The sequence below is a fragment of the Streptomyces sp. NBC_00503 genome, from assembly GCF_036346895.1.
Lineage (GTDB): Bacteria > Actinomycetota > Actinomycetes > Streptomycetales > Streptomycetaceae > Streptomyces.
Window position 1 is genome coordinate 4,776,983 of the sequence record NZ_CP107855.1, and the last position, 12,598, is coordinate 4,789,580.

General features: G+C 69.7%; 14 protein-coding genes and 1 tRNA gene. 13 read left to right on the top strand and 2 right to left on the bottom strand.

Going from position 1 to position 12,598, the window contains the following annotated elements:
* Positions 1 to 12 precede the first annotated feature (12 nt).
* From OG490_RS22250 to OG490_RS22275, 6 genes are all read left to right on the top strand, one after another.
* A complete protein-coding gene (locus OG490_RS22250) occupies positions 13 to 498 on the top strand; it encodes a MaoC family dehydratase N-terminal domain-containing protein (protein WP_330298056.1) in 486 nt (161 codons plus the stop codon).
* Between the two features lies 1 nt (position 499).
* Positions 500 to 928, top strand: coding sequence for a MaoC family dehydratase (locus OG490_RS22255; protein ID WP_330298057.1), 429 nt, complete (start codon positions 500 to 502; stop codon positions 926 to 928).
* A 231-nt stretch (positions 929 to 1,159) separates the two neighbouring features.
* Entirely contained in the window at positions 1,160 to 1,720 is a 561-nt protein-coding gene (locus OG490_RS22260; RefSeq protein WP_330298058.1) for a TetR/AcrR family transcriptional regulator, read from the top strand.
* A gap of 124 nt (positions 1,721 to 1,844) precedes the next feature.
* The gene (locus OG490_RS22265) at positions 1,845 to 3,299 is read left to right on the top strand and encodes a DHA2 family efflux MFS transporter permease subunit (protein WP_330298059.1); all 1,455 of its coding nucleotides are present in this window, start codon (positions 1,845 to 1,847) and stop codon (positions 3,297 to 3,299) included.
* Between the two features lie 77 nt (positions 3,300 to 3,376).
* Positions 3,377 to 4,432, top strand: a complete 1,056-nt coding sequence (locus OG490_RS22270; RefSeq protein ID WP_330298060.1) for a UDP-N-acetylmuramate dehydrogenase — start codon at positions 3,377 to 3,379, stop codon at positions 4,430 to 4,432.
* A 16-nt stretch (positions 4,433 to 4,448) separates the two neighbouring features.
* Positions 4,449 to 4,865 carry a hypothetical protein gene (locus OG490_RS22275; protein ID WP_330298061.1) on the top strand — a complete coding sequence of 139 codons (417 nt, stop codon included), beginning with the start codon at positions 4,449 to 4,451 and terminating at the stop codon, positions 4,863 to 4,865.
* 15 nt (positions 4,866 to 4,880) lie between these two features.
* Here the strand turns inward: OG490_RS22275 and OG490_RS22280 are convergent, their stop codons facing one another.
* On the bottom strand, positions 4,881 to 5,900 hold the full coding sequence (locus OG490_RS22280; protein WP_330298062.1) for an adenosine deaminase: 1,020 nt from the start codon (positions 5,898 to 5,900) through the stop codon (positions 4,881 to 4,883).
* Between the two features lie 323 nt (positions 5,901 to 6,223).
* On the bottom strand, positions 6,224 to 7,450 hold the full coding sequence (locus tag OG490_RS22285) for a pyridoxal phosphate-dependent aminotransferase (RefSeq protein WP_330298063.1): 1,227 nt from the start codon (positions 7,448 to 7,450) through the stop codon (positions 6,224 to 6,226).
* 191 nt (positions 7,451 to 7,641) lie between these two features.
* Between OG490_RS22285 and OG490_RS22290 the strand changes: the two genes are divergently transcribed.
* The 7 genes from OG490_RS22290 (at position 7,642) to OG490_RS22320 (ending at position 12,586) form a co-directional block, all read left to right on the top strand.
* Positions 7,642 to 7,714: transfer RNA gene (locus OG490_RS22290), tRNA-Trp, on the top strand.
* Positions 7,715 to 7,819: 105 nt separating this feature from the next.
* Positions 7,820 to 8,101 (top strand): preprotein translocase subunit SecE, encoded by a 282-nt coding sequence (gene secE / locus OG490_RS22295; RefSeq protein WP_330298064.1) that lies wholly within the window; start codon positions 7,820 to 7,822, stop codon positions 8,099 to 8,101.
* Positions 8,102 to 8,185: 84 nt separating this feature from the next.
* Positions 8,186 to 9,154, top strand: coding sequence for a transcription termination/antitermination protein NusG (gene nusG, locus OG490_RS22300; protein WP_330298065.1), 969 nt, complete (start codon positions 8,186 to 8,188; stop codon positions 9,152 to 9,154).
* 171 nt (positions 9,155 to 9,325) lie between these two features.
* Positions 9,326 to 9,760 carry a 50S ribosomal protein L11 gene (gene rplK, locus OG490_RS22305; protein ID WP_266905484.1) on the top strand — a complete coding sequence of 145 codons (435 nt, stop codon included), beginning with the start codon at positions 9,326 to 9,328 and terminating at the stop codon, positions 9,758 to 9,760.
* A gap of 83 nt (positions 9,761 to 9,843) precedes the next feature.
* Complete coding sequence (rplA, locus tag OG490_RS22310) at positions 9,844 to 10,572, top strand: 50S ribosomal protein L1 (protein WP_330298066.1); 729 nt, start codon at positions 9,844 to 9,846, stop codon at positions 10,570 to 10,572.
* Positions 10,573 to 10,745: 173 nt separating this feature from the next.
* On the top strand, positions 10,746 to 11,624 hold the full coding sequence (locus tag OG490_RS22315) for an LppX_LprAFG lipoprotein (RefSeq protein ID WP_330298067.1): 879 nt from the start codon (positions 10,746 to 10,748) through the stop codon (positions 11,622 to 11,624).
* Between the two features lie 50 nt (positions 11,625 to 11,674).
* A complete protein-coding gene (locus OG490_RS22320) occupies positions 11,675 to 12,586 on the top strand; it encodes a hypothetical protein (RefSeq protein WP_330298068.1) in 912 nt (303 codons plus the stop codon).
* The last annotated feature ends 12 nt before the right edge of the window (positions 12,587 to 12,598 follow it).

Below are 12,598 nucleotides of genomic sequence, written 5' to 3' on the forward strand. Positions count from 1 at the left end.
AGGTAGTGGGTCATGGCGCTCGACCAGTCCTTCGTGGGGCGGAGCTACCCGCCCACCGATCCGTACGAGGTCGGCCGGGAGAAGATCCGCGAATTCGCGGTAGCGGTGGGTGACACCAATCCCGTCTACACCGATCCCGATGCCGCCAAGGCCTTCGGTCACCTGGACGTGATCGCCCCGCCGACCTTTGTGTTTGCCATCACTTTCGCGGCGGCGAGCCAGGTCGTCGAGGACCCGCAGCTGGGACTGGACTACAGCCGCGTCGTGCACCGCGACCAGAACTTCGCGTACGCGCGGCCCGTGCGGGCCGGTGACCGGCTGACGGTGACCTCGACCATCGAGTCGGTGAAGGTGCTCGCGGGCAACGACATCATCGACATCCGCGGCGAGGTCCACGACGAGAACGGCGAGCACGTGGTGACGGCCTGGACGAAGCTCGTCTCCCGTGCCCCGGAGCCCGAGGCCGAGCCCGCCGCCACCGCCACCGAGGAGGTCTGAGATGGCTGCGCAGATCCAGTACGACGAGGTCGAGGTCGGCACCGAGCTGCCGGCGGCCTCCTTCCCCGTGACGCGGGCCACGCTGGTCCAGTACGCGGGTGCGTCGGGTGACTTCAACCCGATCCACTGGAACGAGAAGTTCGCCACCGAGGTCGGGCTGCCGGACGTGATCGCGCACGGCATGTTCACCATGGCCGAGGCGATCCGCGTGGTCACGGACTGGGTGGGCGACCCGGGCGCCGTCGTGGAGTACGGGGTGCGGTTCACGAAGCCGGTCGTCGTCCCGAACGACGGCCAGGGCGCACTGATCGAGGTCACGGCGAAGGTCGCGGCGAAGCTCGACGACAACCGGGTCCGGGTCGACCTGACGGCGATGAGCGCCGGGCAGAAGGTCCTGGGGATGTCCCGCGCGGTGGTCGCGCTGGCGTAGCGGCCGGCCGGGCCCATCGGCCTACGGGGCTACGGGGCTACGGGGCTACGGGCTTACGGGCCTACGGGCTTACGGGCCTACGGGCCTACGGGTCTATGGCGAGGGCGGGCAGACGATCGTGTCTGCCCGCCTCGCTGTCTCCCGGCCTCTCCGCCCCTCCGTCTCCCGCCTCGTCGTTTCCCCCCACCCCCCGGTCTTGCCAAGTTAGTGATTGGCCACTAACTTCGAACCATGGCAAGGATGAGTGCGGAAGAGCGGCGCGAGAGTGTCATCCGGGCGGCGATGAGCGAGTTCGCCCGGGGTGGGTACTACGGGACCTCCACCGAGGCGATCGCCAAGCGGGTCGGGGTCTCGCAGCCCTACCTGTTCCGGCTCTTCCCCAACAAGCAGGCGATCTTCCTCGCCGCCGCCACCCGCTGCATGGAGGACATCCGGCACGTCGTCGAGGGGGCCGCCAAGGCCCACGAAGGCGACAGCGAGGGGATGGTCGAGGCGATGGGGGCCGCGTACATGCAGCTGATCGCCGAGCATCCGGAGAAGCTGCAGATGCAGCTCCAGACGTACGTGACCGTCTCCGCCGCCGAAGCCGCCGGGGAACCGGCCTTCGGGGAGATGGTGCGCGCCGCCTGGATGGAGCTGTGGGACACCCTGCACGTGCCGCTCGGGGCGGACGCGAAGGAGACCACCACGTTCCTGGCCTTCGGGATGCTGATCAGCGTCCAGGTGGCCATGGGATTCCCGCCCGGCCACCGGGTGTGGGATGGCTGCTATCCCGGCGTCCGGCCCGAGTAGGTCCTCGTAGGCCCGAGTGGATCCGAGCGGGCCCGAGTGGGCCCGACCGGGTCCCCGTAGGCCCAGGCCCAGGCCAAGCCCTGTCCTGTGAAGTTAGTGAGTAATAACTAGTTTTGGGGGAGTCATGCCCGACACCGACACCAAGCTGCGGGGGCCCGCGATATGGGCCCTCGTGATCACCGGAGCCGCCGGCTTCATGGCAGCGCTCGACAACCTCGTCGTCACCACCGCGCTCCCCGTCATCCGCGCCGATCTCGGCGGGAAGCTGGAGGACCTGGAGTGGACGGTGAACGCGTACACGCTCACCTTCGCCGTCCTCCTCATGTTCGGGGCGGCCCTCGGTGACCGGTTCGGACGGCGCAGGCTCTTCATCGCCGGCATGGTCGTCTTCACCGGCGCCTCCGCCGCGGCGGCGCTCTCGCCCGGCATCAACGAGCTCATCGCCGCACGCGCGGTCCAGGGAGTGGGCGCGGCGGTCATGATGCCGCTCTCGCTCACCCTGCTCACCGTCGCCGTGCCCGCGGCCCGCCGCGGCATGGCCCTGGGGATCTACGGAGCCCTCAGCGGCCTGGCCGTCGCCAGCGGACCCCTCATCGGCGGCAGCCTCACCGAGCACATCTCCTGGCAGTGGATCTTCTGGCTGAACGTCCCGATCGGGCTGGCCCTGATCCCGCTCGCCCGGCTGCGGCTCGCCGAGTCGACCGCCCCGAAGGCGAAGCTCGACGTTCCCGGCACGCTCCTGATCAGCGGTGGGCTCTTCGGCATCGTCTACGGACTGGTCAACGCCAACGCGCACGGCTGGACCAGCCGCCCCGTCCTCGCCGCGCTGATCCTCGGCGTGGTCCTGGTGGGCGCGTTCATCCGCTACGGGTTCGCCGCCGCCAACCCCGTGCTGCCCATGCGGCTCTTCCGCGACCGGGGCTTCTTCGGCATCAACATGGCCAGCCTGCTGATGTTCGTCGGGATGTTCGGCTCGATCTTCCTGCTGAGCCAGTTCCTCCAGGGAGTCGTCGGCTACTCGCCCACCGAAGCCGGGCTGCGCATGCTCCCCTGGACCGGCATGCCCATGATCGTCGCGCCGATCTCCGGAATCCTCTCCGACCGGATCGGCAGCCGCCCCGTCGTCGCCGCCGGGCTGGCCCTCCAGGCGATCGGCCTCGGCTGGTTCGCCATGATCCTGAGCACCGACGTCTCCTACGCCGCCCAGCTGCCGGCCCTGATCATCAGCGGCATCGGCATGGGCCTCTACTTCGCCCCCGCCTCCAACGCCCTCATGTCCACCGTCGCCCCCGCCGACCAGGGCAAGGCCGCCGGAGCCAACAGCGCACTGCGCGAGGTCGGCGGAGCCCTCGGTGTCGCCGTCCTGGCCTCCGTCTTCTCCGCCCGGGGCGGCTACGAGACCGGCCAGTCCTTCACCGACGGAACCGTCCCCGCCCTGTGGATCGGCGCCGCGGTCGTCGCCGTGGCCGCCGCCCTGGCGCTGCTGCTCCCCGGCCGGGACAAGGAGAAGGCCCGCGCGACGGCGGGCCGGGCGACCTCCGGGGCCGACGCTCCCGCCCTCCAGAAGGCGGCCGTCTGACGGGTCCGGCGCCCGTGGCGCGATCGCGGTCCGTGGCCCCGCCCGGTTGGGGGGACGCGGACCGTACTCTTGTCCACGTGCAGGAACTCCACGATGCCCCCCTCGCCCCGCTGACCACCTTCCGCCTCGGCGGCCCCGCCGCCCGGCTGGTCACCGCGACCACCGACGCCGAGGTCGTCGCCACCGTGCGCGCCGCGGACGAGAGCGGCACCCCGCTCCTGATCATCGGAGGCGGCAGCAACCTGGTCATCGGCGACCACGGCTTCGACGGCACCGCCCTGCGCATCGCGACCACCGGGTTCGCCCTCGACGGCACCCGCCTGGAGCTGGCCGCCGGCGAGAACTGGAGCGAGGCCGTCGCCCGGACCGTGGCAGCGGGGCTGGCGGGCGTCGAATGCCTCGCCGGGATCCCCGGCTCGGCCGGCGCCACCCCGATCCAGAACGTCGGGGCGTACGGCCAGGAGGTCTGCGACACGATCACCGAGGTCGTCGCCTACGACCGCACGAGCGGCGAGACGGTCACGCTGTCGGCCGCCGAGTGCGCGTTCTCGTACCGCGACAGCCTCTTCAAGCACCAGCCCGACCGGTACGTCGTCCTGCGCGTGCGCTTCGCCCTGGAGGACGCGGGCGGGCTGTCCGCGCCGGTCAAGTACCCGGAAACCGCCCGCGCCCTCGGCGTCGAGGCCGGAGACCGGGTGCCCGCGGCGCAGGCCCGCGAGACCGTCCTGCGGCTGCGCGCCAGCAAGGGCATGGTCCTGGACCCCGCCGACCACGACACCTGGTCGGCCGGCTCCTTCTTCCACAACCCGATCCTCGGCGACGAGGCGTACGCCGCCTTCCTCGCCCGCGCGCAGGAGCGGCTCGGCCCCGACACCGCCCCGCCCGCCTACCCGGCCGGCGAAGGCCGTACGAAGACCAGCGCGGCCTGGCTGATCGACAAGGCCGGCTTCACCAAGGGCTACGGCGACGGCCCCGCCCGCATCTCCACCAAGCACACCCTCGCCCTCACCAACCGCGGCGAGGCCACCACCGAAGACCTCCTGGCACTGGCCCGCGAGGTCGTCGCGGGCGTCCACGCGGCCTTCGGCGTCACCCTGGTCAACGAGCCGGTGACGGTCGGCGTCAGCATCTGAGGAGTCCCGGCCGCCCATGCTCTGTCCCCTGCACGGGGCCGGTACGGACCCCACCCGGCTGGTGGGACGCACGATCAGAAGAATCGTCGCGTCCTGGCACATCAGCGACGGCGAACGCTCCGAAGCGCCCCTCGACGTCTGGCTCCTCGACAGCGCGGGCGAGTCCACCCGGATCACCACCGGGTCCGACGCCTGCCTCATCGTGGAATCCGTCGCCCCGCACGAGGCCTGCGACATGGGGGAGTGGGGCCGCATCGAGGTCGGCGAGGACCTCGGCGACCACCCCTTCCTGCGCCACCTGGGCGACACCGTCGAATCGGTGGCCGAGTACGCGCTGCCCGCCCAGGGCCGCACCCACCTGGAGATCGGCTTCCCCGACGGCGCCCGGGTACGCGCCGACTGCCACGAGGGCGATCTGCGCCTCATGAAATGAGCTTCGGCCCCGGGCTCAGGAGACCAGCCAGTGGTCGATCCCGGTCAGCAGCTTCTCCTGTACGTCGGCGGGCGCGGCCGAACCGCGCACCGACTGACGGGCCAGCTCGGCGAGCTCCGCGTCCGTGAAGCCGTGGTGGCGGCGGGCGATCTCGTACTGGGCCGCGAGCCGGGAGCCGAACAGCAGCGGGTCGTCCGCGCCCAGGGCCAACGGGACCCCCGCCTCGAAGAGGGTGCGCAGCGGGACGTCCTCGTGGCGCTCGTAGACCCCGAGGGCCACGTTGGACGCCGGGCAGACCTCGCAGGTGATCTGCCGGTCGGCGAGCCGCTGGAGGAGCCGCGGGTCCTCTGCGGCCCGGACCCCGTGCCCGATGCGGGCCGCGTGCAGATCGTCGATGCAGTCGCGGATGGAGGACGGTCCGCTCAGCTCGCCCCCGTGCGGGGCGGCGAGCAGGCCGCCCTCGCGGGCGATGGCGAAGGCCCGGTCGAAGTCGCGGGCCATGCCGCGGCGCTCGTCGTTGGAGAGGCCGAAGCCGACGATGCCGCGGTCGGCGTAGCGGACGGCGAGCCGGGCCAGGGTCCGGGCGTCGAGCGGGTGCTTCATGCGGTTGGCGGCGATGACGACCCGCATGCCGAGTCCGGTCTCGCGGGAGGCGGAGTCGACGGCGTCGAGGATGATCTCGACGGCCGGGATCATCCCGCCGAGGAGGGGGGCGTAGGAGGTGGGATCGACCTGGATCTCCAGCCACCCGCTGCCGTCCCGCACGTCCTCCTGCGCGGCCTCGCGGACCAGGCGGCGGATGTCGTCGGGCTCACGCAGGCAGGAGCGGGCGGCGTCGTAGAGCCGCTGGAAGCGGAACCAGCCGCGCTCGTCGGTGGCGCGGAGCTTGGGCGGCTCGCCGCCGGTCAGGGCGTCGGGCAGCCGGACGCCGTACTTGTCGGCCAGCTCCAGCAGGGTCGACGGCCGCATCGAGCCGGTGAAGTGCAGGTGGAGGTGGGCCTTGGGGAGAAGCGTGAGATCTCGTACGTGCTCCATCGGTTGATCCTGCCGCACCGCTGCGCTCGGCGGGAGGGGGTTTTACCGATCGGGGGCTTGCGCGAACGCATGAGCGGAGCCGGCGTGCCTGCGGGTGCCGCTGCGCGGGGCCTCCCGGGCGCTGCCCGGACCCGCGCCTCAAACGCCGGCGGGGCTGGATTTGCCCTGCGGGCAATCCAGCCCCGCCAGGCGGACGGCATCAGCAAACCCAGCCTCGCCGGCGTTTGAGGCGCGGGGTCTGGGGCGGAGCCCCAGGAACGGCCGAGCGGCGGCTCCCCCGGTGGGGAACCGCCGCTCGGACCTTGCTGCGGGCCGACCTAGGCCTAGGCCTTGGCCTCCGCCAGGAGCTTCTGGATGCGGGAGACGCCCTCGACCAGGTCCTCGTCGCCCAGGGCGTAGGAGAGGCGCAGGTAGCCGGGGGTGCCGAAGGCCTCGCCGGGGACTACCGCGACCTCGGCCTCGTCCAGGATCAGGGTGGCCAGCTCGGCGGAGCTCTGCGGGCGCTTGCCGCGGATCTCCTTGCCGATCAGGTCCTTGACCGCCGGGTACACGTAGAACGCGCCCTCGGGGGTCGGGCAGAACACGCCGTCGATCTCGTTGAGCATCCGCACCATCGTCTGGCGGCGGCGGTCGAAGGCGGTGCGCATCTCGTGCACGGCGTCCAGGTTGCCGGAGACGGCGGCCAGCGCCGCGACCTGGGCCACGTTGGAGACGTTGGAGGTGGCGTGCGACTGGAGGTTGGTCGCGGCCTTGACCACGTCCTTCGGGCCGACGATCCAGCCCACGCGCCAGCCGGTCATCGCGTACGTCTTGGCGACGCCGTTGACGATGATGCACTTGTCGGCCAGCTCGGGAACGATCGCCGGGAGCGAGACGAACTTCGCGTCGCCGTAGACGAGGTGCTCGTAGATCTCGTCGGTCAGGACCCACAGGCCGTGCTCCACGGCCCAGCGGCCGATGGCCTCGGCGTCGGCCTCCGAGTACACGGCGCCGGTCGGGTTCGAGGGGGAGACGAAGAGGACGACCTTCGTGCGCTCGGTGCGCGCCGCTTCGAGCTGCTCGACGGAGACCCGGTAACCGGTGGTCTCGTCGGCGACGACCTCGACCGGGACACCGCCGGCGAGACGGATCGACTCCGGGTACGTGGTCCAGTACGGAGCCGGGACGATGACCTCGTCACCCGGGTCCAGGATGGCCGCGAAGGCCTCGTAGATCGCCTGCTTGCCACCGTTGGTGACCAGCACCTGGGAGGCGTCGACCTCGTAGCCGGAGTCGCGCAGCGTCTTCGCGGCGATGGCGGCCTTCAGCTCGGGCAGCCCGCCGGCCGGGGTGTAGCGGTGGTACTTCGGGTTGCGGCAGGCCTCGACCGCGGCCTCGACGATGTAGTCCGGCGTCGGGAAGTCGGGCTCGCCCGCGCCGAAACCGATCACCGGGCGCCCGGCGGCCTTGAGGGCCTTGGCCTTGGCGTCCACGGCAAGGGTGGCGGACTCGGAGATGGCACCGATACGGGCGGATACGCGGCGCTCGGCGGAAGGCGTTTCAGAGGTCATGCGGGCAATCGTCCCAGACGCCGAAGAAGCGCCGCACGCCGTTTCAGTTACCGGACGCGGGGCCCGCCGCCGATGCTGTTCGACGTCAGGGCCCGGACCACGTACACTCAACCGTCGTTGGCCCTCGCCAAACGCTGCAGAGCGTGAGCACTCCGTGCACTCATCTGGATGCGGTAGGTTGGGGGACGCAAAGGGTCGTAGCTCAATTGGTAGAGCACTGGTCTCCAAAACCAGCGGTTGGGGGTTCAAGTCCCTCCGGCCCTGCTCCACACTCCTTCTCGGACGTGTGCGCAGGTACGTATTTCGATGTAGTGCCGTGCGGCGCAACCGGGCGCGGCTACGGCCACGACCCGGATTCAGGTGAGAGACGTGACGGACGCCCTGGGCTCCATCGACATGCCTGACGCCGAGGACGACACTCGCGAGAAGAAGGCCCGCAAGGGCGGCAAGCGCGGCAAGAAGGGCCCTCTCGGCCGTCTCGCGCTCTTCTACCGTCAGATCGTCGCGGAACTCCGCAAGGTTGTCTGGCCCACCCGTAACCAGCTGTCGACGTACACCACCGTGGTGATCGTGTTCGTCGTCATCATGATCGGTCTGGTGACCGTGATTGACTATGGGTTCCAGGAAGCCACCAAGTTCGTCTTCGGCTGATCCCCGCGGAGGGCGGCGCCTTGATGGCTGCCGCCCGTTTTCGCATGTTCGACCACCTTTTGTATCCAGGAAGAAGCAGCCACCGTGTCTGACCCGAACCTGAACGCGAGCCCCGACTCCGTCGAGTCCGTCGAGGACGCGCTCGACATCGTCGAGGCGGCGGACGCGGACCGCGACGAAGTCGAGCTCGCCGACGAAGCCCAGGCAGGTGTCGCCGCCGAGACCGCCGCGATGCACATCGAGGCCGCGCACGTCGAGGCTGACACCGACGAGGGCGACGTCGAGGACGAGGGCGACGCCGACGAAGAGGCCGACGAGGACTCCGAGGCCGGCGAAGACGCGGACGCTGCTGACGAAGAGGCCGAAGAGGCCGAAGAGGCCGACGAGGACGCGGAGGAGGCCGAGGAGGCCGCCCCCGTCGAGGACGCCGAGCCCGTCGACCCGATCCAGGCCCTGCGCGAGGAACTGCGCAGCCTGCCGGGCGAGTGGTACGTCATCCACACCTACGCCGGCTACGAGAAGCGCGTGAAGGCGAACCTCGAGCAGCGCGCCGTCTCGCTCAACGTCGAGGACTTCATCTACTCGGCCGAGGTGCCCGAGGAAGAGATCGTCCAGATCAAGAACGGCGAGCGCAAGAACGTCCGGCAGAACAAGCTGCCCGGTTACGTTCTCGTCCGCATGGACCTGACGAACGAGTCCTGGGGCGTCGTCCGCAACACCCCCGGCGTCACCGGCTTCGTGGGCAACGCGTACGACCCGTACCCGCTGACCCTGGACGAGATCGTCAAGATGCTCGCTCCCGAGGCTCAGGAGAAGGCCGCCAAGCTCGCTGCGGAAGAGGCCGGCCTGCCCGCGCCCTCCGTCAAGCGCACCATCGAGGTCCTGGACTTCGAGGTCGGCGACTCGGTCACCGTCACCGACGGCCCGTTCGCGACGCTGCAGGCGACCATCAACGAGATCAACCCGGACTCGAAGAAGGTCAAGGGTCTCGTCGAGATCTTCGGCCGCGAGACCCCGGTCGAGCTGAGCTTCGACCAGATCCAGAAGAACTGATCCACAGCCTTCTGGCACACGCTTCCGGACAGGTCAGATTGCCCCCTTGCGGGCGGTCTGACCTGCTCGGTTTTTAGCCCCGCGCCGATACCCGTTATCGTGGTGCGGTATGCCTCCATCCGGATGACCGGATTGGCGGCGAAAAACTCTCACTAGGACCCGGAGAGAGCAATGCCTCCCAAGAAGAAGAAGATCACGGGGCTTATCAAGCTCCAGATCAAGGCCGGTGCGGCCAACCCGGCTCCGCCGGTCGGCCCCGCGCTCGGTCAGCACGGCGTCAACATCATGGAGTTCTGCAAGGCCTACAACGCCGCGACCGAGTCGCAGCGTGGCATGGTCGTGCCGGTGGAGATCACGGTCTACGACGACCGCTCCTTCACCTTCATCACCAAGACTCCGCCGGCCGCGCGCCTCATCCTGAAGGCCGCAGGCATCGAGAAGGGCTCCGGCGAGCCGCACAAGACCAAGGTCGCCAAGCTTTCCGGCGCCCAGGTCCGCGAGATCGCCGAGCTGAAGATGCCCGACCTGAACGCCAACGACGTCGACGCCGCGATGAAGATCATCGCCGGCACCGCGCGTTCGATGGGCGTCACCGTCGAAGGCTGATTCAGCCACCCAGCACGACAGTGGTAGGGCCAAGCGCTGGTCCGCACCACGACTCCATGCCTGATCACAACACAGGAGCAGAAGTGAAGCGCAGCAAGACTCTCCGCGCTGCGGACGCCAAGGTCGACCGGGAGAAGCAGTACGCCCCGCTCGAGGCCGTCCGTCTCGCCAAGGAGACCTCCGCGACCAAGTTCGACAGCACCGTCGAGGTCGCCTTCCGCCTGGGTGTAGACCCGCGCAAGGCCGACCAGATGGTCCGCGGCACCGTGAACCTCCCGCACGGCACCGGCAAGACCGCCCGGGTCCTGGTCTTCGCGACCGGTGACCGTGCAGCGGCCGCGGAAGCCGCCGGCGCCGACATTGTCGGCGACGACGAGCTCATCAACGAGATCGCCAAGGGCAACCGCCTGAACGAGTTCGACGCCGTTGTGTCCACCCCGGACCTCATGGGCAAGGTCGGCCGCCTCGGCCGCGTGCTCGGTCCCCGTGGCCTGATGCCGAACCCGAAGACCGGCACCGTCACGATGGACGTCGCGAAGGCTGTCACCGAGATCAAGGGTGGCAAGATCGAGTTCCGCGTCGACAAGCACTCGAACCTGCACTTCATCATCGGCAAGGTCTCCTTCACCGATGAGCAGCTGGTCGAGAACTACGGTGCGGCCCTCGACGAGATCCTTCGTCTGAAGCCGTCCGCCGCCAAGGGCCGCTACATCAAGAAGGCTGCCCTCAGCACCACGATGGGCCCCGGCATCGCGCTGGACTCCAACCGCACCCGGAACCTCCTCGTCGAGGAAGACCCGGCTGCTGTCTGACTGAGCCGGGCCTGACGGCCCGCTGAGTTGCCCGAACGGGCCTTGGTCCCCTCCAGGGGGGACCAAGGCCCGTTTTTGCGTTTCGCCCCGAAAAATCACGAAGTGATCGACGAACCAGCCAGTAGGGTAAAGATTCAATCAAACGATCACATCAGGGGTGGGGACTCTTGTCCGTGTACCGCAACCGCAAGAAGGCCGCCGGGGCCGCACTGGCCGCCGTACTGCTCGTGGGCGGGGCCACCGCTTGCGAGGGCGGGCAGAAGGACGGGGCGGGCAAGGCCGGGGACCCGTCCGCCGCCCCGTCCGCCCAGGGCGCCGGGAAGGGCGCTGCGCAGGCCGCTCCGGCCGCCTACCTGGAGAAGGTCAAGGCGAAGTCGGAGGAGATCACCTCCCTGCACTACTCGATGACGGGTACCGCGGAGGGCGAGCAGTTCTCGGGGGACGTCTCCATGCGGCTCAAGCCCGCGGTGGAGATGGCGATGAAGATCGGCACCTCCGGGGAGGGCGGCCAGAGCGCCGAGATCCGCCTCGTCGACGGGGCCATGTTCATCGGGTCCGACGGCAAGTGGCTCAAGTTCGACCTCAAGAGCCTGGACGCGGCCACCGCGCAGAAGCTGAACGAGGCGGGCGGCTCGGCGAACAAGACCGGCGAGAACCCCGGAGACCGGGCGGGCGAGCTGCTCAGGGCCAAGGACCTCAAGCTGGTCGGCGACGAGACCATCGACGGGGTGAAGACCAGGCACCTCAGCGGCACGGTCGGCCTCGACGAGATGCGCGCCGCGCTCGACTCCGCGACCCCCGAGGCCAAGAAGCGCCAGGAGGAGTCCCTCAAGGGCCTGGAGGCGCAGGGCGTCAAGAGCCTGACCGTGGACATGTGGATCGACGAGTCGGACCACACCAAGCAGGTCCGCACCCGCGGTGAGGCCGCCAAGGGCCCGGTGGACACCACCATCAAGTTCCTGGACTACAACAAGCCGGTCGAGGTGGCCGCGCCGCCCGCCGACCAGGTCGTCGACCTCGCCGAGATGATGAAGGGCGCCGGGACCGGCTGACCGCGGTCCGGCGTGCACGACGTAGATCTTTTTTCATGGGGGAGTACGAGATGAACAAGGCTGTCTGGACACGGACCGGTGCCGCCCTGGCGGGCGCCGCACTGCTCGTGGGCGGTCTCACGGCCTGCGGCGGCGACGAGGCCGACGCGGGCAAGGGGGAGAAGTCCGGGTCGAAGGGGGCCGCGGCCAAGCCCCCGACGCCCGAGGAGGCGGTGAAGGCGGCCTACCTCAAGACGGTGGCCGCCAAGTTCGCCAAGGCCGAGGTGACCACCACCGACCCGGCCGGCAAGACCTCGGGGCAGTCCGGCACCAAGGGCTGGTACCCGTCCAGCCATGACGTGGTGCTCAAGGGCGACAAGCCCGACACGCGCTCGATCATGATCGGCGACATCGTCTGGACCAAGCTGGACAAGCCCCTGGAGGGCAAGTCCTGGATGAAGATGAACCTGGCCAAGGACGGCAAGCCGGGCGTGCGGCGCAACGAGGACCCGGCCGAGTACCTCGCGATGCTCCTCGGCCAGGACACCGTCCGGTACGTGGGCGCGGAGCCGACCGACGGGGTGGAGGCCCAGCACTACAAGGCCGTCCTCACGGGCACGGAGCTGCTGAAGGCCGACGACGCCACGAAGGTCATGGAGGAGAAGAACCGCCAGTACCTCCACGAGGCGGTCAAGGGCATCAAGGAGCTCCGCATCGACCTGTGGATCGGCAAGGACGGCTACCCCGTCCGCTTCGACGCCACGGAGTCGGGGCCCGAGAACGGTCCGCTGCAGACCACGGCGAAGTTCTCCGCCTTCGGTACGACGCCCGCCGTCGCCGCGCCGCCGGCCGAGGACACGGTGGACTTCGACGACGTCATGAAGGGGGTCGACGACAAGCTCAAGGACGTCGACAAGAGCCTCGCCGAGACGGAGAAGTCCCTCAAGGAGACCGACGAGAAGCTCAAGGGCCTCGGCCACTGAGGCCACTGACGC

Coding starts and splice junctions, on each gene's coding strand:
- OG490_RS22275 (WP_330298061.1), top strand. CDS start 4,449: ATGCTCTGTCCCCTGCACGGGGCCGGTACGGACCCCACCCGGCTGGTG.
- OG490_RS22320 (WP_330298068.1), top strand. CDS start 11,675: ATGAACAAGGCTGTCTGGACACGGACCGGTGCCGCCCTGGCGGGCGCC.
- OG490_RS22255 (WP_330298057.1), top strand. CDS start 500: ATGGCTGCGCAGATCCAGTACGACGAGGTCGAGGTCGGCACCGAGCTG.
- OG490_RS22280 (WP_330298062.1), bottom strand. CDS start 5,900: ATGGAGCACGTACGAGATCTCACGCTTCTCCCCAAGGCCCACCTCCAC.
- OG490_RS22250 (WP_330298056.1), top strand. CDS start 13: ATGGCGCTCGACCAGTCCTTCGTGGGGCGGAGCTACCCGCCCACCGAT.
- OG490_RS22265 (WP_330298059.1), top strand. CDS start 1,845: ATGCCCGACACCGACACCAAGCTGCGGGGGCCCGCGATATGGGCCCTC.
- rplK (WP_266905484.1), top strand. CDS start 9,326: ATGCCTCCCAAGAAGAAGAAGATCACGGGGCTTATCAAGCTCCAGATC.
- OG490_RS22260 (WP_330298058.1), top strand. CDS start 1,160: ATGGCAAGGATGAGTGCGGAAGAGCGGCGCGAGAGTGTCATCCGGGCG.
- OG490_RS22285 (WP_330298063.1), bottom strand. CDS start 7,450: ATGACCTCTGAAACGCCTTCCGCCGAGCGCCGCGTATCCGCCCGTATC.